The 19,904-nt window shown below is 55.1% G+C and carries 19 protein-coding genes and 2 tRNA genes; 10 read left to right on the top strand and 11 right to left on the bottom strand.

The annotated features are described in order from the left end of the window. The first annotated feature begins 170 nt into the window (after positions 1-170). The 3 genes from EDF81_RS07550 to EDF81_RS07540 all read left to right on the top strand — a co-directional run bounded on the left by EDF81_RS07550 (position 171) and on the right by EDF81_RS07540 (position 2,712). Positions 171-246, top strand: a tRNA-Ala gene (locus tag EDF81_RS07550). A gap of 39 nt (positions 247-285) precedes the next feature. Beyond that, positions 286-361 (top strand) — tRNA-Ala (locus EDF81_RS07545). A gap of 182 nt (positions 362-543) precedes the next feature. After that, positions 544-2,712, top strand: a complete 2,169-nt coding sequence (locus tag EDF81_RS07540; protein ID WP_123347459.1) for an EAL domain-containing protein — start codon at positions 544-546, stop codon at positions 2,710-2,712. A 46-nt stretch (positions 2,713-2,758) separates the two neighbouring features. On the opposite strand, the gene EDF81_RS07535 is transcribed toward EDF81_RS07540, so the two are convergent. Continuing rightward, a complete protein-coding gene (locus EDF81_RS07535) occupies positions 2,759-3,949 on the bottom strand; it encodes a NupC/NupG family nucleoside CNT transporter (RefSeq protein WP_123347458.1) in 1,191 nt (396 codons plus the stop codon). A 343-nt stretch (positions 3,950-4,292) separates the two neighbouring features. Here EDF81_RS07535 and EDF81_RS07530 point away from each other — a divergent pair, with 343 nt between their 5' ends. From EDF81_RS07530 to EDF81_RS07520, 3 genes are all read left to right on the top strand, one after another. Then, the gene (locus tag EDF81_RS07530; RefSeq protein ID WP_123347457.1) at positions 4,293-5,549 is read left to right on the top strand and encodes an Nramp family divalent metal transporter; all 1,257 of its coding nucleotides are present in this window, start codon (positions 4,293-4,295) and stop codon (positions 5,547-5,549) included. Positions 5,550-5,648: 99 nt separating this feature from the next. Then, positions 5,649-6,008 carry a type II toxin-antitoxin system RelE/ParE family toxin gene (locus EDF81_RS07525; protein WP_123347456.1) on the top strand — a complete coding sequence of 120 codons (360 nt, stop codon included), beginning with the start codon at positions 5,649-5,651 and terminating at the stop codon, positions 6,006-6,008. Next, on the top strand, positions 5,992-6,315 hold the full coding sequence (locus EDF81_RS07520; RefSeq protein WP_123347455.1) for a DNA-binding transcriptional regulator: 324 nt from the start codon (positions 5,992-5,994) through the stop codon (positions 6,313-6,315). Before EDF81_RS07525 ends, EDF81_RS07520 begins: the two co-directional genes overlap by 17 nt. Before the next feature lie 53 nt (positions 6,316-6,368). Here EDF81_RS07520 and EDF81_RS07515 read toward each other — a convergent pair whose 3' ends face one another. Both EDF81_RS07515 and mgrA read right to left on the bottom strand, forming a co-directional pair. Then, positions 6,369-6,707, bottom strand: coding sequence for a DUF2502 domain-containing protein (locus EDF81_RS07515; RefSeq protein ID WP_123347454.1), 339 nt, complete (start codon positions 6,705-6,707; stop codon positions 6,369-6,371). A 121-nt stretch (positions 6,708-6,828) separates the two neighbouring features. Next, a complete protein-coding gene (gene mgrA, locus EDF81_RS07510; RefSeq protein WP_123347453.1) occupies positions 6,829-7,827 on the bottom strand; it encodes an L-glyceraldehyde 3-phosphate reductase in 999 nt (332 codons plus the stop codon). 177 nt (positions 7,828-8,004) lie between these two features. Between mgrA and EDF81_RS07505 the strand changes: the two genes are divergently transcribed. Both EDF81_RS07505 and glk read left to right on the top strand, forming a co-directional pair. Continuing rightward, on the top strand, positions 8,005-9,657 hold the full coding sequence (locus tag EDF81_RS07505; RefSeq protein ID WP_123347452.1) for an alpha-keto acid decarboxylase family protein: 1,653 nt from the start codon (positions 8,005-8,007) through the stop codon (positions 9,655-9,657). 164 nt (positions 9,658-9,821) lie between these two features. Further along, a complete protein-coding gene (gene glk / locus EDF81_RS07500) occupies positions 9,822-10,787 on the top strand; it encodes a glucokinase (protein ID WP_123347451.1) in 966 nt (321 codons plus the stop codon). A gap of 28 nt (positions 10,788-10,815) precedes the next feature. On the opposite strand, the gene EDF81_RS07495 is transcribed toward glk, so the two are convergent. Together EDF81_RS07495 and EDF81_RS07490 are read right to left on the bottom strand one after the other, a co-directional pair. Next, entirely contained in the window at positions 10,816-11,547 is a 732-nt protein-coding gene (locus EDF81_RS07495) for a LytTR family DNA-binding domain-containing protein (protein ID WP_123347450.1), read from the bottom strand. A 12-nt stretch (positions 11,548-11,559) separates the two neighbouring features. After that, positions 11,560-13,257, bottom strand: a complete 1,698-nt coding sequence (locus tag EDF81_RS07490; RefSeq protein WP_123347449.1) for a sensor histidine kinase — start codon at positions 13,255-13,257, stop codon at positions 11,560-11,562. Positions 13,258-13,647: 390 nt separating this feature from the next. Here EDF81_RS07490 and alaC point away from each other — a divergent pair, with 390 nt between their 5' ends. Next, the gene (gene alaC / locus EDF81_RS07485; protein WP_123347448.1) at positions 13,648-14,874 is read left to right on the top strand and encodes an alanine transaminase; all 1,227 of its coding nucleotides are present in this window, start codon (positions 13,648-13,650) and stop codon (positions 14,872-14,874) included. Positions 14,875-14,933: 59 nt separating this feature from the next. Here the strand turns inward: alaC and ypdK are convergent, their stop codons facing one another. The 4 genes from ypdK to EDF81_RS07465 all read right to left on the bottom strand — a co-directional run bounded on the left by ypdK (position 14,934) and on the right by EDF81_RS07465 (position 18,295). Then, a complete protein-coding gene (gene ypdK / locus EDF81_RS07480; protein ID WP_123347703.1) occupies positions 14,934-15,005 on the bottom strand; it encodes a membrane protein YpdK in 72 nt (23 codons plus the stop codon). Positions 15,006-15,489: 484 nt separating this feature from the next. Beyond that, complete coding sequence (locus EDF81_RS07475; RefSeq protein ID WP_123347447.1) at positions 15,490-16,248, bottom strand: ABC transporter ATP-binding protein; 759 nt, start codon at positions 16,246-16,248, stop codon at positions 15,490-15,492. After that, entirely contained in the window at positions 16,245-17,237 is a 993-nt protein-coding gene (locus EDF81_RS07470) for an iron ABC transporter permease (protein WP_123347702.1), read from the bottom strand. Before EDF81_RS07470 ends, EDF81_RS07475 begins: the two co-directional genes overlap by 4 nt. 56 nt (positions 17,238-17,293) lie before the next feature. Next, a complete protein-coding gene (locus EDF81_RS07465; RefSeq protein ID WP_123347446.1) occupies positions 17,294-18,295 on the bottom strand; it encodes an ABC transporter substrate-binding protein in 1,002 nt (333 codons plus the stop codon). A gap of 103 nt (positions 18,296-18,398) precedes the next feature. Between EDF81_RS07465 and EDF81_RS07460 the strand changes: the two genes are divergently transcribed. Further along, positions 18,399-18,683 carry a metal-sensing transcriptional repressor gene (locus EDF81_RS07460; RefSeq protein ID WP_123347445.1) on the top strand — a complete coding sequence of 95 codons (285 nt, stop codon included), beginning with the start codon at positions 18,399-18,401 and terminating at the stop codon, positions 18,681-18,683. Between the two features lie 103 nt (positions 18,684-18,786). Here EDF81_RS07460 and EDF81_RS07455 read toward each other — a convergent pair whose 3' ends face one another. Further along, on the bottom strand, positions 18,787-19,530 hold the full coding sequence (locus tag EDF81_RS07455) for an SDR family NAD(P)-dependent oxidoreductase (RefSeq protein ID WP_123347444.1): 744 nt from the start codon (positions 19,528-19,530) through the stop codon (positions 18,787-18,789). Between the two features lie 56 nt (positions 19,531-19,586). After that, complete coding sequence (locus EDF81_RS07450; RefSeq protein WP_123347443.1) at positions 19,587-19,886, bottom strand: YciI family protein; 300 nt, start codon at positions 19,884-19,886, stop codon at positions 19,587-19,589. Between the last annotated feature and the right edge of the window lie 18 nt (positions 19,887-19,904).

Genomic DNA, 19,904 nt, shown 5'->3' with positions numbered 1-19,904 from the left:
CATTTTACGTGAAAACGTGACCGGTTTAACTCAAGGCTACGGGCTGCGTCGCAAAGTGATTCATTTGTCTGCTTTTTCAGCGGTTGAAAGGAATGATTCAATTTTGCCGTTGACACTCGCGGGCGGAATTCATATTATGCCGCCCGTCAACACGACAGGCTTTACGCAACGGGGCTATAGCTCAGCTGGGAGAGCGCTTGCATGGCATGCAAGAGGTCAGCGGTTCGATCCCGCTTAGCTCCACCAAATTCTGCTCCCATCAGAATTTGTGCGTAAACATACTGTGGGGCTATAGCTCAGCTGGGAGAGCGCTTGCATGGCATGCAAGAGGTCAGCGGTTCGATCCCGCTTAGCTCCACCAAAATTTAAACCCTCGCCCGATGGCGGGGGTTTTTTATATCTGCAGATTACGTTTTTCGATAGGAAAATCCTAAAACCGCCCTTCGCAAAGGGATATTCGCCTGTGTAACTTGCTTCGCAGAATGAATAAACCTACTATCATCGCACAGATAACGCTCAGGATGAGGTCGTTTTTTAACGGAAATGGGCAACAATAACTCGATTTACTTTAGAAAGTTTGCGCTGGCATTGTTGCTGTGCATTATTTTTATTCCCGTCTCACGCACACTCTCCCCGCAGGCCATTATTGATAATCACGGTATTCATCTGGCATGGCTGCCGATGAGCGTCATGATGTCAATGATGCTACTTTTCGGGCGTCACGCCGTGCTGCCGCTGATTATCGGTTTTGCCATCACCAACTGCTGGTATTTCGACTTATCCCTGGTTCAGGCCGCTCTGCTGCTGTTTTGTCAGCTCTCCGCGTTTCTTGCCATTTGCGTTGTGGTCCGCTGGCGGCTCGGGCCGCGCTGGCGCTTTGGTCTGCCAAACTGGCATATGGGAGAGCGCATTTTCTGGTTCGGATTTGTGGCGCCGATCCTGCTCAAAGGAACGATGTACCTGACCGGAGAGTACCTGGATTACCCGGTCTCCGTCTCGCCGTATTTTGCCTCTGCGTCCGCGATATACACCATTGTTGACGTGCAGAGCCTGATTGGCGCGGTACTCATTTTTACTATGCTGTTCTATTTTCCTCTGCGGGTGATACTGAATCCTCGCTATGCGCGAGTGCTGTGGCGAAAAAGTACCGGAACGCTATTGTTGCCCGGCAACCGCCTTTTTGCGTTCTCCTGGCTCTGCGGACTGGCGCTGGTCGTGGCCGCGCTGTGCCTGCCGATTAGCTCGGGCTATATTGCCGGTTATCTGGTACCGATCATTTTTATTCTGTTTACCGTCGGTATCCGCAAGCTAAGTTACCCCGTGCTGTCGCTAAGCTGGGCTCTCTGTGCGCTCCTGTTGCTGGCCAGTAACAACAACTTCCTCCATGGTGTGAGTACGGAATACGCGCTTGCCTTCGTTCTGTCGGTGCTGATCTCCTTTTCTATCTGCCTGCTCTACATGCTGAACATTTTCCAGCACAGCCAGCGGATTAGGCGGAAATGGCACGCCCAGGCGTTAACCGATCCGCTGACGGGTTTACCCAATCTGCGGGCGCTGGAGGCGAGCCTGACGGATGTTCAGCAGGCCAGCCTCTGCTGCCTGCGGATGGCGAACCTTGAATTCCTGAGCCGTCACTACGGCATGATGATGCGCGTACACTGCAAGCGGCTGGTCGTTCGCCATCTTCAGTCGCTGCTGCAGCCGGGAGAGAAGGCGTTTCAGATGCCCGGAAGTGAGCTCGCCCTGGTGCTGTACGGTCCGGAGACGGCGCAGCGGCTGAGCCATATCGTCAATATGCTGAACCACGTCAAGTTTGGCTGGCACAACGCGGTGCTGGAGCTGGAATTCGGCGCTGCCTGGGATGTCATCGACGGTAACGACAGCGATCTGCACCATACTCTGGGCCAGCTCAGCTGGCTGGCAGAGCAGGCCTGTGAATCGCGGCGCGTGCTGGCGCTGAACAACAGTATGGGCACCGTCTCGGGGCAGACCACCGAACGTGTTCTGCTACTGGGGCAAATTAAACGTGCGCTGGCGGAAGACGGTCTGGTGCTGTACGCCCAGCCGATCCGCGATGCGGCAGGGAAGGGATACGATGAGATCCTCACGCGACTGGTGTGCGACGGGGAGATCATTATGCCCGACCGGTTTATTCCCGTCGTTGCCCAGTTTAACCTGAGCAGGCGCTTTGACATGCTGGTGATTGAAAAAGTGTGCCGCTGGATCCAGGCGAATCCGCAGTTTCGCTGCTCGGTGAACCTGCTGCCCTTTACCCTCATGCACAAAGAGAGCGCCGCCAGAATCATCGCGCTGTTTCGCCTGTACAACGTCAGAGCCGAAAATGTGATCGTCGAAATTACAGAAGAGCAGGCGTTTTCTAATTCGGAAGTCAGCGTGCAAAATATCCAGATGCTGCGTGATTACGGCTGCAAAATTGCCATTGACGATTTTGGTACCGGCTACGCCAACTACGAGCGCCTGAAGCGTCTGCAGGCGGATATCATTAAAATTGATGGCTGCTTTGTGAAGGAGATTGCGACCGATGCCATGGATGCGATGATTGTGAAATCGATTTGTGAGCTGGCAAAAGCGAAGTCGCTGTCGGTGGTGGCGGAGTATGTTGAAACCGAAACGCAGAGGGAGATGCTGCTGGCGCTGGGGGTCGATTATCTGCAGGGGTATTTGCTGGGTAAGCCGACGCCGCTGAGCTGACAAAAAAGCCGGGAATTTCCCGGCTTTTTCTATTACAGCGTTGGGTTTAGCGGATAACCAGCGCGGCAATTGACGCGGACAGCACGCTCACCAGGGTAGAGCCGTAGACCAGTTTCAGACCGAAACGGGAAACCACGTTACCCTGTTCTTCATTCAGGCCTTTAATCGCACCGGCAATGATGCCGATAGACGAGAAGTTAGCGAAGGAGACCAGGAAGATAGACAGAATGCCTTCCGCACGCGGGCTCAGCGTACCGGCAAGTTTCTGCAGGTCCATCATTGCCACGAATTCGTTAGACACCAGCTTGGTCGCCATAATACTGCCGACCTGCAGTGCTTCACCCGCTGGCACACCCATCACCCAGGCAATCGGGTAGAAGATGTAGCCCAGAATCCCCTGGAAGGAGATACCGAAGACGGTCGCGAACAGGGCGTTCAGCGCGGCGATCAGGGCGATAAAGCCAATCAGCATCGCGGCAACGATAATCGCCACTTTGAAACCGGCCAGGATGTACTCGCCCAGCATTTCAAAGAAGCTCTGACCTTCATGCAGATTGGACATCTGCAGGTTTTCTTCTTTCTCATCAACGCTGTACGGGTTAATCAGCTGCACCACAATAAAGGTGCTGAACATGTTGAGGATCAGCGCAGCTACCACATATTTCGGATCGAGCATGGTCATGTACGCGCCAACAATCGACATAGATACGGTCGACATCGCGGTGGCAGACATGGTGTACATGCGCTTGCGTGACATTTTGCCCAGAATATCTTTATAGGCGATAAAGTTTTCGGACTGTCCCAGAATCAGAGAGCTGACGGCGTTAAAGGATTCCAGCTTGCCCATACCGTTGACTTTCGACAGCACGGTGCCGATAGCGCGGATAACAATAGGCAGAATGCGGATATGCTGCAGAATACCGATCAGTGCAGAGATAAAGATGATCGGGCACAGCACCTTCAGGAAGAAGAAGGCCAGACCTTCATCATTCATTTTGCCAAAAACAAAGTTTGTCCCTTCGTTGGCGAATCCGAGCAGTTTTTCAAACATTTCGGAGAAGCCTTTTACAAATCCAAGGCCGACGTCTGAGGTCAGGAAGAACCAGGCCAGCAATACTTCAATCACAAGTAATTGAACAATAAAACGAATGCGGATTTGCTTACGATCGCTGCTGACAATCAGTGCCAGCAGTGCAACCACAGCAAGGGCGAGGACAAAGTGCAAAACGCGGTCCATATTTGCTCCAAATATGAGGCAGATTTAATTTTCGTGCACATTCTATGTAACAAGTGCAAAGAAAACGAGATCTGAAACGCACAATAATAAAAAGGTGTGAGTAGATTCAAAAAAGACAAACAAACATACATTTTAGTGATGTTGCGTAAAGAAGTGAAAATCCACCTGTGTATGTTAATATCATGTAAAAACGCATTAGCAACGTGCTGCGATTTTATCAGCATCCCGCCAGCCAAAAGTGAACCCCTATCAGAGAAATCGCTACAACCCTTTTTAATGATCTTGATAATCATTCGCATTTTGATAGCATGAAACATAGCAAAGGCTATATTAGAGGCATGAAATGAACGACAGTCGCGTTGAGGGGAGCAGTGGTCGTACAGCGCGTAGATTAAGGCTGGCACTGATGGGGCCAGCGTTCATTGCCGCTATTGGCTATATCGATCCCGGTAACTTTGCTACCAACATCCAGGCGGGGGCCAGCTTTGGCTACCAGCTATTGTGGGTGGTGGTATGGGCTAACCTGATGGCGATGCTGATCCAGCTGCTTTCCGCCAAGCTGGGGATTGCCACCGGGAAAAATCTTGCGGAACATATTCGCGATCGCTACCCGCGTCCGCTGGTCTGGTTTTACTGGGTGCAGGCGGAAATTATCGCCATGGCGACGGATCTCGCGGAGTTTATCGGCGCGGCGATCGGCTTTAAGCTGATCCTCGGCGTGTCGTTGTTGCAGGGCGCTGTTCTGACCGGCATTGCCACTTTCCTGATCCTGATGCTACAAAGCCGTGGGCAGAAGCCGCTGGAGAAGGTGATTGGTGGGCTGCTGCTGTTTGTTGCCGCCGCCTATATCGTTGAGCTGGTCTTCTCTCAGCCCGCGCTCGCTCCGCTGGCGCGCGGGATTATTATCCCGTCGCTGCCGGGTTCACAGGCGGTCTTCCTGGCGGCGGGCGTGCTGGGGGCGACCATTATGCCGCACGTGATTTATCTCCATTCGTCCCTCACTCAGCATCTCCATGGAGGAGAACGACGGGAACGTTATGCCGCAACCCGCTGGGACGTGGGCATTGCCATGACCATCGCCGGTTTTGTAAACCTGGCGATGATGGCGACCGCCGCGGCAGCATTTCACTTTAATGGTCATACGGGCGTGGCCGATCTTGAGCTGGCCTATTTAACCCTCGAACCGCTGCTGAGCCATGCTGCTGCGACCATTTTTGGCCTGAGCCTGGTGGCGGCCGGACTGTCGTCAACGGTGGTGGGCACCCTGGCCGGACAGGTGGTAATGCAGGGCTTTGTGCGCTTCCATATTCCCCTGTGGCTCCGGCGCAGTATTACCATGCTGCCCTCGTTTATCGTGATTCTGATGGGGCTGGACCCGACGCGGATCCTGGTCATGAGCCAGGTACTGCTGAGCTTTGGTATTGCTCTTGCGCTGGTGCCGCTGCTGATCTTTACCAGCGATGCGCGCCTGATGGGCGACCTGGTCAATGCAACGTGGGTAAAACGCATCGGCTGGATTATTGTGGCGCTGGTGGTGGGACTAAATCTCTGGCTGCTGGTGGGCACGGCGCTGGACATGACCGTGGCAGGAAGCCATTGACGTCAGCGCAGTGGGAGAGTCCTTCTGGTTTGCATCAGTAAGAAAAGACGAGTAGTCTGGCACCTGGTGCTATAGTTAAGGTAACAGGATGTTTGCCTGATGCGAGTATTTAAAACTAAATGGTTCAGCAAGGCGGCTAAATCTCACGCCATCAAAGATAGTGAGTTATGCCAGGCTATTGAGGCAGCAATGCAGGGAAAGGCTGACGACCTCGGTGGGGGCGTTTATAAGAAACGGCTGAATCAGAATCGCGATCGCGCCATTATCCTGGCGAAAGGCGGTGAGAACTGGTTTTACACGTTCCTGTATGCCAAACAGGACATGGCAAATATTGATAGTCGCGAACTGGCTGGATTTCGTGAGTTGGCGAAACACTATGCTGCTCTTATTGATAAAAAGATTATGGCGCTGATTAAGAGTAAAGAATTGGTGGAGATTTGCCATGACTGCAAAAAGTAAGTTCAAAAGTCCTGCATTTGAGGCCATCCACAGCGCTGCTGCCGGGTTATACAGTGTTGATGCTATCCCGCAGGAAACGATGCGCAACTTTGATAAAGCATGCCTTAACAATGTGGATAGTATGCAACCCATTGAGATTAAAGCTTTGCGTGAAAAGCTAAACGTCAGCCAACCCGTTTTTGCCCGTTATCTTAATACCAGTGTCTCAACGGTGCAGAAATGGGAAAGTGGTGTGAAACGTCCAGGCGGAGTGGCGCTGAAACTGTTAGCTGTAGTGCAGAAACATGGACTGAAGGTTCTGGTTTAATTTTTGGGGCTATAAGTGAAAACCCCGTCGCGGGCGACGGGGCTGCAGATAAATCAGCGATGGTGATGACCGCGTCCGCGTCCCGGACGATCCCATCCACGGCGATCGTCCCGATCGCGCCAGCCTTCCTGATAGCCGCGCTCCCATGCGCGACGATCGTCCCAGCCGCGATGGCGGCCGTTATCGTGCTTCCACCAGCGGTTTTTACGCCACTCATAGTTGCTTCGCCAGTAATCGCGGTCGCGCCAGCGTCCGCCGTCCCAGTAATTACCGTAGTTGTCGCGATCGCCAATTTGCAGCTTAACCGATGGCAACAGGGTGATTTCCGCAGCATTCGCAACCAGCGGGGCTGACGCCATCAAAATGGCTGCCAGAATCAGGGACCTGAACATAGTGACTCTCCTTCACGAAAGGCCTGTGGCCTGCTAACGCAATATTACGGGGCGGTAAAGCCCCGTCGAATTGGCGTAACTCTTAAATCGTAAAGGACAGCATTTTTTGCACAAGTACGGCTTATTCGCCCTGCTGCAAAATCGCCTCGATGGCCTCACACTCCTGGGTAGTGAACTGACTGTTCATCAGCATTCCCACCGCATCCTCAATTTGTGACGTTTTACTCGCGCCGATCAGCACCGAGGTCACTTTGTTATCACGCAGTACCCAGGCCAGCGCCATCTGCGACAGCTTCTGTCCACGACTCAGTGCGATATCGTTAAGCTGGCGAACGCGGCTCAGTTTGCTTTCGGTGAGCTGGTCGGCATTCAGGAAGCGGCTGCCGCTGGCGGCACGCGAGTCCGCCGGGATACCGTCGAGATAGCGATCCGTCAGCATCCCACCCGCCAGCGGAGAGAACGCGATACTGCCCACGCCTTTCTCCTGCAGCAGATCGAGCAGGTCCGCTTCAACCCAGCGCTCGAACATGGAATATTTCGGCTGATGAATCAGGCAGGGGGTACCTAAATCTTCGAGGATCTCAATCGCCTGACGGGCCAGATCTGCCGGGTAATTCGACAGCCCAACGTAGAGAGCTTTCCCCTGACGAACGACATGGTCCAGCGCACGCATGGTCTCTTTGAGCGGCGTCTCCGGATCCGGACGGTGGTGATAGAAGATATCGACATAGTCCAGGCCCATCCGCTTCAGACTCTGGTCGAGGCTGGAAATCAGATATTTGCGCGAGCCCCAGTCGCCGTAGGGACCGTCCCACATGGTATAGCCCGCCTTGGTCGAAATAATCAGTTCATCGCGCCAGGGCAGAAAATCTTCCTGCAGAATACGACCAAAGTTACGCTCGGCGGAGCCGGGCGGCGGGCCATAGTTGTTGGCTAAATCAAAGTGGGTGATGCCCAGGTCGAAGGCACGGTGCAGCAGCTGACGGCTGGTTTCTACCAGCGTTTCGTCGCCGAAGTTGTGCCAAAGACCGAGTGAAATTGCCGGCAGTTTGATGCCGCTGTCGCCGCAGCGACGGTAGTCCATTGTCTGGTAACGCTGAGGATCGGCCTGATAAACCATATTATTTCCTTAGGACAAGAGCACAGAAGATGTATACGTTTACACTAATGGCCGTCTTCCCGCCAGTCTGTGTCAGCCTCGTAAAATTAAATTTCCACATTTTTACTAATGATTTTCTGGACACCTGTCACACTTCTCCGATACTCAATTCAGGGTTTCTGTCTGAAGGAGTGGGCTATGCAAGAGTATACCGTTGCGGACTATTTGCTGGATCGCCTTGCCGGATGCGGCGTTGAACATGTTTTCGGCGTTCCCGGCGACTACAACCTGCAGTTTCTGGACCATGTTATCGAGCATCCGACTGTCGCCTGGGTGGGCTGCGCTAACGAACTTAATGCCGCCTACGCGGCGGACGGCTATGCCCGCTGCCGGGGTGTGGGAGCGCTGCTGACGACGTTCGGCGTCGGTGAACTGAGCGCCATCAACGGCGTGGCCGGGAGCTATGCGGAGTCGGTACCCGTGCTGCATATCGTCGGGGCACCTGACAGCGGCGCACAGCAGCGTGGCGAGCTGCTGCACCATACGCTGGGCGATGGCGATTTCCACCATTTTTATCATATGAGTGAACCCATTACCTGCGCCCGGGCATCGCTGAGCGTGCAGAATGCCTGCGGTGAAATCGACAGAGTGCTGCGGGAAATGCGGATGACCCGGCGGCCGGGCTACCTGATGCTGCCGGTAGAGGTTGCCAGAGCACCTGCGGTCGCGCCTGCGGGCACGTTGAGCGTGACGGCGGAGCCCGCCGATGCCGCGACGCTGGCGGCGTTTCGCCATGCCGCGTCGGAGATGCTGTCCCGCAGCGAGAACGTGGCGCTGCTGGCGGATTTTCTGGCTCTTCGTTTTGGCCTGCAGTCGCGGCTGCAGGAGTGGGTGGCGCAGACCCCGATGCCTCATGCCACGCTCCTGATGGGCAAAGGGCTGTTTAACGAACAGGGGCCGGGCTTTGTCGGGACTTACAGCGGTGCCGCCAGCGAGGCATCCGTGAGTCAGGCGATTGAAGAGGCCGGGGCCGTTATCTGTGTCGGCGTCTGTCTGAGCGACACCCTGACGGCCGGATTTACCCACCACCTTCCTGTAGAGAAAACCCTGGATATCCAGCCCGGTGCGGCCAGAGTCGGCGAACGTCGCTTTAGTCCATTGCCGATGGCGGAGGCGGTGGAGGTCCTGATTGCCCTGTGCCGGGAGCTTCCTGTTCGGGAGGCGGCGAATTTGCGCCCACCGACGTTGCCTGAAGCGCGTGATGACCGCCTCACGCAGATCAGCCTCTGGCACAGCGTGGAGCGCTTCTTGCGTCCGGGCGACATTATCCTGGCGGACCAGGGCACCGCTGCCTTTGGCGCAGCGGCGCTGACATTACCTGAGGGGGCCAGCATGCTGGTTCAGCCTCTGTGGGGGTCGATAGGCTATACGTTACCGGCAGCCTTTGGGGCGCAGACGGCCTGCCCGCAGCAGCGGGTGGTGCTGATTATCGGCGACGGTGCGGCGCAGTTGACCATCCAGGAGCTGGGTTCCATGCTGCGCGACGGTCAGCGGCCGCTGATTTTGTTGCTTAATAACCACGGTTACACGGTCGAACGGGCGATCCACGGCGCGGCGCAGCGCTATAACGATATCGCCAGCTGGGACTGGACGCGACTCCCGCAGGTGCTGGGGCCGCTGTCGCGGGCGCAAAGTTGGCAGGTGGCGGATCGTGCCCAGCTAAATCATGCCCTGAATCTGGCCCGAGAAGTGGATGGGCTGGCCCTGATTGAGGTGATGCTGCCGGAGAGGGATATTCCCGAGCTGCTGCGTTCCGTTACCCGTGCGCTGGAGGCACGAAACGGAGGATGATGCAGGCTTCGCGCTGTGTGAGCTGAAACGGTAAAGTAAATCGCAGAGGAATGTGATCGAGATCGACATTTCCGGGGTAGTCGCACGGTGGGCGTTGTTGTTACGTCGGCTTGTATTTACAGTGTGCCAAAGCGATTTTCGGAATCTTGCGGAGCAGCAGCAGAATGACAAAGTATGCCCTGGTAGGAGATGTTGGTGGCACCAACGCGCGTTTAGCGTTGTGCGATGTGGAAAGCGGTGATATTTCGCACGCTAAAACGTACTCCGGGCTGGACTACCCGAGCCTGGAAGCGGTGGTGCGTGTGTATCTGCAGGAACAGAATGTGACGGTTGAGGATGGCAGTATCGCCATTGCCTGCCCGATTACCGGCGACTGGGTGGCGATGACCAACCACACCTGGGCATTCTCTATTGCCGAAATGAAACAGAACCTGGGCCTGGCCCATCTGGAAATTATTAACGACTTTACTGCCGTGTCGATGGCGATCCCGATGCTGAAAAAAGAGCATCTGATCCAGTTCGGCGGCGGTGAGCCGGTCGAAGGTAAGCCGATTGCCGTCTACGGTGCAGGCACCGGGCTCGGCGTGTCGCATCTGGTGCACGTGGATAAACGCTGGATCAGCCTGCCAGGCGAAGGCGGACACGTCGACTATGCGCCGAACAGTGAAGAAGAGGCCATTATCCTTGAACAGCTGCGCGCAGAGCTGGGGCACGTTTCCGCCGAGCGCGTCCTGTCCGGCCCTGGGCTGGTCTATCTCTACCGCGCCATCGTCAAATCCGACGGTCGTCTGCCGGAAAACCTGCAGCCGAAGGACGTGACCGAGCGCGCGCTGGCGGACAGCTGTATCGACTGTCGCCGTGCCTTATCCCTGTTCTGCGTGATGATGGGACGCTTTGGCGGCAACCTGGCGCTGAATCTGGGCACCTTTGGCGGGGTCTATATCGCCGGTGGGATCGTCCCGCGTTTCCTGGAGTTCTTTAAAGCATCCGGTTTCCGCGGCGGCTTTGAAGACAAGGGCCGTTTTAAAGCCTATGTGCAGGATATTCCGGCTTATCTGATCGTTCACGATAACCCGGGGCTGCTGGGCGCGGGCGCGCATCTGCGTCAGACGCTGGGGCAGGTTCTGTAACGAGAAAAAGGCGCCAACGGCGCCTTTTTTACAGGTTCATTAATAGCCGGAACGCTTTAACCCGGCTGCGGCTGACCGGGACCTGGAAGTCGAGATCCCGCAGGCGCAGAATGTAGGTGTTATTGAACCAGGGTTCGATCTCGCGGATTTTATTCAGGTTCACGCAGAATGAGCGGTGGCAGCGGAAAAAGTGCGCCGCCGGCAGCTTGCTGCAAAACTCGGTGATATTCATCGGCATCACGTACGACTCGCGACGGGTATAGACGAAGGTCATCTTTTCGTGCGCTTCGGCGTAGTAAATATCGTTGATGCTGGTGACGATAATTCTCTCGTCTTTGATCAAATTGATCGTATCGTTTTCGCGCACGACCGGTCCAGACTGCGGCTCTGCCGTCTGCTGTTGCCAGGCATTTTCCAGCTTGCCGAGCATGGTGATAATCCGCGACTCTTGCCACGGCTTCAGAATATAGTCGAACGCTTCCAGCTCGAAGGCTTCAACCGCATGCTCTTTCCACGCGGTGATAAACACAATAAACGGCTTGTGGGCGAACTGGCTGATATTCTGCGCCAGCAAAACGCCGTCCAGCGACGGAATATTGATATCAAGGAAGATGGCATCGACCTTGTTGTGCTGCAGATATTTCAGCACGTCGAGGCCGTCGTCGAAGGTACCGACAATCTCCATCTGGCTGTGCTCTTTAATCAGCCAGCTCAGTTCCTGTTGCGCCAGGAACTCGTCTTCAACAATGATGACTTTCATTTTCTCTCCCGGCTAGAGCAACAGCGTGACAGGCGTCGTTGACGGCGTGCCCTGATTAGGCACATAAAATGTGATTTCGGTCCCCGGCTCCAGACGCCGGATATGCAGCCCTTCGCCGTAAAGCAGCTTCACCCGGTGATGCACGTTCAGTAGCCCGATTTTATTGCCCGGCATTTCGTTGGCTTCCACGCGCTCAATGACTTTCGGATCGATGCCGTTACCGGTGTCGCGCACGCTGATGCGCACCCGATTACCGCACTCCGCCACGCTAATGGTCACCACGCCCTTGCCTTTACAGGGCTGGATACCGTGAACGATGGCGTTTTCCACCAGGGGCTGGATCAGCAGGCTGGGGATCACGCAGCTGACTTCATCATCAATATCGTAGATCACCGTCAGCTTGTCGCCGAAGCGCGCCTGCTCGATGGTGATGTAATCCATAATCTGATACAGCTCTTTCTTAATATCGATCTGCTCATCGTCTTTTAATTCAATGTTATAGCGAAGATAGCGCGACAGATTAAAAATCAGCTGGCGGGCGGTGTCCGGATTGAGGCGAATCGATGACGAGATCGCATTCAGCGCGTTAAACAGAAAATGGGGATTAATTTTACTTTGCAGGGCGCGCAGCTCGGCCTTGTTGGCCATCTCTCTCAGCTGCTCGGCGCGAGAAACCTCCAGCTGAGTGGAGATAATCTGCGACAGCCCGACGGCCATCTCCTGCAGCGTGGAAGTGATCTGGTGCGCGTGGCAGTAATAAATTTTCAGCGTGCCGGTCACGACCCCTTTTTCCCACAGCGGGATCACCAGCAGAGAGTGGATCTCCGGGGTCCGATGGGCCTCGTCATTGTTTCTGATGACGATTTCGCCGTGATCAATCGCCCGGCGGGTGGTCGGGCTGATGATATCGTCGCTGTAGCGATAGTTGTCTTCCCCGACGCCGACATAGGCCAGAACATGGTCGATATTGGTGATGGCGACCGCATCGGCGCTGATATCGCGGCGGATAATGTCGCAGACCTGACGCAGGGATTCGCTGTTAACGTGGCGGAACAGCGGCAGGGTTTTATTGGCAATATCCAGCGCGAGCTTGGCCTGACGCGCGGCAAGCGCCTCTTTTTCACCTTCAACACTCTGCACCAGCAGAACGATAAAGCCGATACAGACCGTGCCCAGAATCATCGGAATACCGATTTTCGACACGATATCGAGGCCCAGCTGGGTGGTGGGCGCCCAGACGACCACCAGGATCATGGTCAGCGTTTCGCACAGCATTCCGCCGAGGATACCAATTCGCCAGTGCTGGGCTTTCGGTACCCGGCAGTTGATCCAGCCGGAGAGACAGCCGGCGATAATGCTGGTGATAAAACAGGGGATCGCGGTAACGCCGCCGATATCGATCAGATAGCGGTGAATCCCGGCGATGATGCCGGTAATAATCCCCACCCAGGGACCAAACAGGATGCCGCCCGCCATCACGGCGATGATCCTGACGTTAACCAGCGAGCCTTCCACGTGCACGCCGGACCAGGTACTGAACAGGGCGAACATCGAGAAAATAGCCGTTACGGCAAGCAGCTCCTGCGGCGTGTGGGCCGTCTTATGCAGCAGCTCGCGGAACAGTCGGATGCGAATAAGGAAAAACAGGCAGATCAACATCAGTGCTGCCCGATCGAATACCGCCAGCAACATCGTAAAAATTTCGTGCATCGGGACGCCATGACAATCGCGTGAAAACACTATGATAAGAGACCCGGCGGCCGTTGACCAGTCGCGGTTTTGCAAGGATAAACGGGAAAAACCACAGTTTAAAAAGGGGATTGTTGGATATTTATCCAGTATGCGCGTCATGCAGAAAATTTCGCTGCCTTTGGTGTTACCTGAGCGATGATTTAATGTTGTCTTTTTGTATCTAAATGAGCATTAAGCGGATAAGTGATTTAATTGTCCTTTCCAGGATTTCCTGTTTTTAGCCGCCGCATTTATTTTTCGCTCACCCTCTCGACAGCGGGTTTTTGTTCAGGTTATTTTCTCTTCATGCCACCACAACGTGGCAGCGTCGCTCGGACGGTCCGGGCGCTAACGTTATCTGAGGAATTTATGGCTGAGCACAGTCCTGAACGTCGCTTTACGCGTATCGATCGTCTTCCCCCTTATGTTTTCAATATTACCGCCGAACTGAAAATGGCTGCGCGTCGGCGCGGCGAAGATATTATCGATTTCAGTATGGGCAACCCCGATGGCCCGACGCCGCCGCATATCGTCGAAAAACTCTGCACCGTGGCCCAGCGCCCGGATACCCACGGCTATTCCACGTCGCGGGGGATCCCTCGTCTTCGTCGGGCGATTTCTCGCTGGTATCAGGATCGCTACAGCGTAGAGATTGACCCGGAAAGCGAAGCTATTGTCACCATCGGCTCGAAAGAGGGGCTGGCGCATCTGATGCTGGCCACGCTGGATCACGGCGATACCGTCCTGGTGCCGAACCCAAGCTACCCGATTCATATCTACGGGGCGGTGATTGCCGGGGCGCAGGTGCGATCCGTGCCGCTGGTGGAAGGCGTCGATTTCTTTAACGAGCTGGAACGCGCTATCCGCGAAAGTTACCCGAAACCGAAAATGATGATCCTCGGCTTCCCGTCCAACCCGACCGCCCAGTGCGTCGAGCTCGACTTTTTCGAGAAAGTTGTGGCTCTGGCGAAACGCTACGATGTGCTGGTGGTACACGATCTGGCCTATGCCGATATCGTCTACGATGGCTGGCAGGCACCGTCGATTATGCAGGTGCCGGGTGCCCGCGACGTGGCGGTAGAGTTCTTTACCCTGTCAAAAAGCTACAATATGGCCGGCTGGCGTATCGGTTTTATGGTCGGCAACCCGCAGCTGGTCAGCGCCCTGGCGCGTATCAAAAGCTACCATGACTACGGTACCTTTACGCCGCTGCAGGTGGCAGCGATTGCGGCGCTGGAAGGCGATCAGCAGTGCGTGAAGGATATTGCCGAGCAGTATAAGCGCCGCCGTGACGTGCTGGTAAAAGGGCTGCATGAGGCGGGCTGGATGGTGGAAATGCCGAAAGCGTCGATGTACGTGTGGGCCAAAATCCCGGATCAGTACGCGGCAATGGGCTCGCTGGAGTTTGCCAAAAAGCTGCTGAGCGACGCCAAAGTCTGCGTTTCACCGGGCATCGGTTTTGGTGACTACGGTGATACGCACGTCCGCTTTGCGCTGATTGAGAACCGCGACCGTATTCGTCAGGCCGTCAGAGGCATCAAAGCGATGTTCCGCGCCGACGGGCTGCTGCCGGCGAGCAGTAAAAGCGTGGAATAACCCCGAATTCGGGACATGAAAAAGGCGCCATCGGCGCCTTTTTCACATTCAGTATTTGCTCAGATCATCAGGGCAAATGTTCCGGCCCAGACTAATACCATCACCGAAATGCCCATAAAGAAATATTTCACGTTTCATCACTCCGCGCGCATTCTGCACGCCATCAATGATAAGTCCTGACTGATTATAGAGAGCTGACACTGTGCCAGATTCAAAATGAGACTAATCTCCCATTTCTGACCACAGCAGCACCTCAGAATTCTGCACCTTTTGGTACGAGACGGCGCTAATGTACGCCTAAAAATATGGCCTTACAAGAGGGGTTTTCTTATTTATTTTTAGTAACTTAGAACTGTCTTCGATCGGCGACACTTTAATTGCAAAGCGTAATAAATTTGGTTCCGGCGACGCCTCACTGTGACCAATGTGGCACCGTGCCAGCGGCTTGTTTTTGCGATGGATTTTTACGCTAAAGAGCAGGGTGAGATGCAGAAAATAGCCGATTCAGGATGGGGTTTGTCAGGGGAGGGCGCGGCACGTTAATGTATCTGACTGTCGCCAGTTAACGACGCCTTGCCGCCGTCCTTTTTCTGCGGTGGTCAATGCGGAGATGGGCTACGCCATGACGTAGCTGATCCCAATCGCATTCTCCTCCCTTCTGACGTTAGCCCTGACGCTCCAGGTCTCCTCAATTTGGTCGGCGGTTAGCACCTTATCAGGCGTGCCGCTCGTCACCACCCGTCCCGATTTTAACAGCACCAGGTGCTGACAGTAGTTCGCGGCAAGATTGAGATCGTGCAGCGCGACCACCACCGTCAGCGGGAGCTTTGCAATCAGCCGCATCAGTTCGAGCTGGTACTGAATATCGAGATGGTTGGTCGGTTCATCGAGCAGCAATATCCGCGGCTGCTGCGCCAGGGCGCGGGCAATCTGACTGCGCTGGCGCTCCCCGCCGGAGAGCTGATGCCAAGGACGTTTACGCAGCCCGGAGAGCTGCATCTGACGTATGGCATCCTCAACCGCAGCCTCATCGGCGGCGCTTAAGCCCTGCAGCGCCCGACGATGCGGCGTGCGGCCCAGGCGGACGATCTGCTCGACGGAAAGATCCCCGTCGACTTCGGCATGCTGGGGCACAAAGGCTATCTGCTTTGCCCGCGCTTTCAGCGGCATCGCGGCGAGCGAGGTCCCGTTCAGACTGATATGCTCCGCCTGCCGGGGAAATAACCCGGCCAGACAGCGCAGCAGGGTGGATTTCCCTGAGCCGTTAGGCCCCAACAGGCCGACGACCTGTCCGGCCGTCAGTTCAAGAGTGATGTCATGGAGCACGCGTTGCGACTGCAGCGCCACCTGCAGTCCGGAAACGGCAATCTTCATCTTCTTTTCTCCCTGCTGCGATACAGCATCACCACAAACGCGGGCGCACCCACCAGAGCGGTCACGACCCCAATCGGCAGAACCTGGTGGGTGATAAGCGTCCGGGAAACGATATCGGCGAGGATCATAAAATGGCTGCCGATAAGAAAGGTGAGCGGGATGGAGCGACGGTGACCTGGCCCGCAGAGCATACGCGTGACGTGGGGGATCACCAGTCCGACAAAGCCCACTGCGCCAATGGTGCTGACCATGATCGCCGTGACCAACGCACAGGTGAGCAGCAGCACAATACGCACCAGGGTTACCGGAATGCCCAGCGTGGTCGACACCTCGTCGCCAAAGGTAAAGGTATCCAGCGCATGGGCAAAAGCCAGGATCACCAGCAAACCCGCCAGCGTTACCCCCAGCGCCAGCATGGCATCCGGCCAGCGCACGCCGCTCAGGCTACCCAGCAGCCAGAACATCACGCTGCGGGACTGCTCGGCATTGGCGGAGGTGCTGACGACATACGCCGTCAGGGCATTAAACAGCTGGGTTCCGGCGATCCCCGCCAGCAGAATGCGCGACGGGCTTTCCGTCATGCCACGGGTGATCAGCATAATCAGCACGAAGGCGGCGCAGGCGCCGATAAACGCGCCGCTGCTGACGCCCAGGGTGCTGCCGCCAATTCCCAGCAGCATAACGCACACCGCCCCCAGGGAGGCACCGGCGGAAATCCCCAGCAGATAGGGCTCCGCCAGCGGGTTACGTAAAATCGCCTGTAACACCAGGCCGCACAGCGCCAGGCCACCTCCGCTGCAGGCCGCCATCAGGGCACGGCTCATGCGGTACTGCCAGACGATCCCTTCTTCAATCTGCGGCAGGTCCCAGGATGTCAGCCCAAGTCCGTTAAGAATGGCTTTGCCTGCATTTGTAAAGGAGACCGGCATATCACCGATGCTGGCGGCAAGCGCCAGCATCAATGGCAATGTCAGTATGCCGATGCCCATCAGCGCCGGATACCGCCAGCGCGGCAGGGGGAAGGGCAGTCGTATGGCAAGACTACTCATTGCTGCGCCTGAAACTTCGCCAGCGCTTCGCTCATTATTTCGACAGCATCCACATTACGCAGGGACGGGTTCAGCGACATCGCGGGGACCACGATGATATGCCCCTTTTTGACGGCCGGAATATTTTTCGTGACCGGATCGCTGCGTAAGAACTGCTCTTTCACCGCCACGTCATCCGCCGGATAGAGTCGACGCGCCATATCGGCAATGACGATCACATCCGGCTGCGACTGGGCGATATGCTCCCATGTCACCGCTGGCCACTCATCATGGGATTCGATAATGTTTTTCAGCCCCAGCGTATTCGCAATCCAGCCCGGCGCCCCGAAATCACCCGCCACCCACGGGTCGCCGTTCAGGCGAGTACTGGAGAACCAGAACACCACTTTCAGCGGCGTCTTGTGCTCTGCGCTGGCGCGTTTCTGCGCCTGTTCAATACGCTGCTCCAGGGCCTGGTTCAGTTTTACACCCTGCTGCGGTACGTCAAAAATGGCGGCCAGCTCAGTGACTTCGCGCTCAATTTCCGCCATCGAGAAGGGCGTACTGCGTGCGCCATCGCTGTTCGACGTGTCGGTCACGCTTTTATCGGTGCAGTCGGCCGGGGAGATCCAGGTCTTAATTCCCAGGGAGGTAAACTGTTCCCGGGTGCCGACTTCGCCCTGCGGCCCGATATGCCAGTGATACTGGGCGAGCACCAGATCCGGTCTTTCAGCCACGACCGCTTCAAAGGACGGTGAGTTATCCGCCAGCTTTTTCAGAGATTGACCCTGCTCCTTGAGCGAATCAGGTAAAGGACCAAACCATACCGAGGTCGCGCTAATCTTCTTCTCAAGCCCCAGCGCCAGCAGCAGCTCCGTTTCATGCTGGCCGACGGTCACCACCCGCTGTGGTGCCTGAGTGAAGGTTTGTTTGAGGCCGCAATTATCAACGGTCAGTGGGAAAGCGGGGGCCGCAACCGCAGCCTGGGCCAGGGCAAACAGCGCAGGCAGTAAGAGCATTTTTGGGGTGAACACGTTCTCAATCCTTAAATTGTTATGTTATAACATAATACATCTATTGCGGCGGGGAGCAACCCTGCAGAGGATCCAGAGAATAGCGGTGATGAAAGAGAGAGTGATTGACTTAACGCAGGCAGAGCAGCACAAACTTCAGATTCGATTCAATAAAATCAAAGGGCAACTGGCGTCGATTGAAGGCACGCTCGCCTTTCCGCTGGCGTGTTCCGGGACGCTCCAGCAGCTGGCGGCGGTCAATGGTGCGCTTAAATCGATGATGCGTGAAATTCTGGAAATCAGCGTGCGCACCGAAGTGGCGCGTCTTCAGCGGCAGGATGCCGACCGGAATGCCGATGAGATTATTGAGGCGATGAGGAGTTTTTTGAAGTGACTATTTAGTCAGCAGATGTGCTGCGTGGTGAAGGTTAAAACGCAGCCCGATGCCTTCAGAAAGCATCTACGCCGCGCTATTGAGCATCAAAATTTATAACCGATCACCAGGGTAACTGCTTACCGTCTCTGAAGAAAAGACCGGTGGGGCCATTATCGGGCAACGTTGCAGCCCACAGAATGCTTTTAGCCCCATCTTCCACCGGACGCCCAGGTGAACCGGGATACGTTGCAACCAGCCCCGGGCAGACGGAATTCACCAGAATGTTTGCGTCCCTGAAATCCTGCGACAATTTTATCGTCAGGCCATTTAACGCTAATTTAGACAGCGCGTATGTTCCAATAGGTACGTCACCAAACTGACTCATCTCGAAACCTGGATTATTAACCAGACCGTAGTCCGGATCCCAGAATGCACCGGCTCCGCTGGAGACATTAACAACGCGGGCATTTCCTGAGGCTTTTAATAATTCGTAGAATTCCTGAGACATGCGCCAGCTACCCAGTAAATTCGTCTCAAACTGGCGGCTGGCCGTTTCAAGATCGGATTTTATGCCCGTTACCGGTGTGACTGCCATAATTGCAGCATTGTTGATCAGGACATCTAACTGACGGTAATGCTCAGTAATATGCTGAACCGCCTTACTGACGCTGCTGGCATCCGTTGTGTCGATCTCTAAGGGGGAAACGCTTAGCTTTTCATCACGTAAAATATTAGCCAGAACGCTGGCCTGCTCGTACTTGCGGGCAGTTAAAACAACATGAAATCCTTTCTGGGCTAACTGACGAGAGGTTTCAAAACCCAGGCCGGCTTGTCGTCCGGCACCCGTAACTAACGCAATTTTCATTTCGACCTCTGTAACGGTAAAAATATTCAGGTATTAGCTCTGGCCGCTAAATGAATCTACTGACCCACAAATTTATAAATTTCGGAGGAAATAAATTTCGGCAAGAACTCATGGATCTCGTATTGCGCATAATCCGGATAGAAGCAATCCTCGTTTAGGATAGAATATAATTCCTCAATACTGTCCGACTGGGCTAAAATAACACCAGCATGTGCATTGGTATTCACTTTTGGTCCGAGTATTAAAAATTTTCCTTCCCGAAAATATTTCTGCAGCCACTCTGCATGGAAAGGGAACATCTCAGTACGTTGCTTTTCGCTGACGTCGCTGTTAACGGTAATATGAATTACGTACATTTTTATCTCCGGATATTT

It is taken from the genome of Enterobacter sp. BIGb0383 (genome assembly GCF_003751845.1).
GTDB lineage: Bacteria > Pseudomonadota > Gammaproteobacteria > Enterobacterales > Enterobacteriaceae > BIGb0383.
The sequence above is the reverse complement of the archived record's forward strand: the minus strand, read 5'-3'. Positions and strand labels throughout refer to the sequence as shown.

Coding starts and splice junctions, on each gene's coding strand:
- glk (WP_123347451.1), top strand. CDS start 9,822: ATGACAAAGTATGCCCTGGTAGGAGATGTTGGTGGCACCAACGCGCGT.
- EDF81_RS07450 (WP_123347443.1), bottom strand. CDS start 19,886: ATGTACGTAATTCATATTACCGTTAACAGCGACGTCAGCGAAAAGCAA.
- EDF81_RS07495 (WP_123347450.1), bottom strand. CDS start 11,547: ATGAAAGTCATCATTGTTGAAGACGAGTTCCTGGCGCAACAGGAACTG.
- EDF81_RS07530 (WP_123347457.1), top strand. CDS start 4,293: ATGAACGACAGTCGCGTTGAGGGGAGCAGTGGTCGTACAGCGCGTAGA.
- EDF81_RS07460 (WP_123347445.1), top strand. CDS start 18,399: ATGAAAGAGAGAGTGATTGACTTAACGCAGGCAGAGCAGCACAAACTT.
- EDF81_RS07505 (WP_123347452.1), top strand. CDS start 8,005: ATGCAAGAGTATACCGTTGCGGACTATTTGCTGGATCGCCTTGCCGGA.
- EDF81_RS07525 (WP_123347456.1), top strand. CDS start 5,649: ATGCGAGTATTTAAAACTAAATGGTTCAGCAAGGCGGCTAAATCTCAC.
- EDF81_RS07515 (WP_123347454.1), bottom strand. CDS start 6,707: ATGTTCAGGTCCCTGATTCTGGCAGCCATTTTGATGGCGTCAGCCCCG.
- EDF81_RS07490 (WP_123347449.1), bottom strand. CDS start 13,257: ATGCACGAAATTTTTACGATGTTGCTGGCGGTATTCGATCGGGCAGCA.
- EDF81_RS07455 (WP_123347444.1), bottom strand. CDS start 19,530: ATGAAAATTGCGTTAGTTACGGGTGCCGGACGACAAGCCGGCCTGGGT.
- alaC (WP_123347448.1), top strand. CDS start 13,648: ATGGCTGAGCACAGTCCTGAACGTCGCTTTACGCGTATCGATCGTCTT.
- EDF81_RS07535 (WP_123347458.1), bottom strand. CDS start 3,949: ATGGACCGCGTTTTGCACTTTGTCCTCGCCCTTGCTGTGGTTGCACTG.
- mgrA (WP_123347453.1), bottom strand. CDS start 7,827: ATGGTTTATCAGGCCGATCCTCAGCGTTACCAGACAATGGACTACCGT.
- EDF81_RS07520 (WP_123347455.1), top strand. CDS start 5,992: ATGACTGCAAAAAGTAAGTTCAAAAGTCCTGCATTTGAGGCCATCCAC.
- EDF81_RS07540 (WP_123347459.1), top strand. CDS start 544: ATGGGCAACAATAACTCGATTTACTTTAGAAAGTTTGCGCTGGCATTG.
- EDF81_RS07470 (WP_123347702.1), bottom strand. CDS start 17,237: ATGGGCATCGGCATACTGACATTGCCATTGATGCTGGCGCTTGCCGCC.
- EDF81_RS07475 (WP_123347447.1), bottom strand. CDS start 16,248: ATGAAGATTGCCGTTTCCGGACTGCAGGTGGCGCTGCAGTCGCAACGC.
- EDF81_RS07465 (WP_123347446.1), bottom strand. CDS start 18,295: ATGCTCTTACTGCCTGCGCTGTTTGCCCTGGCCCAGGCTGCGGTTGCG.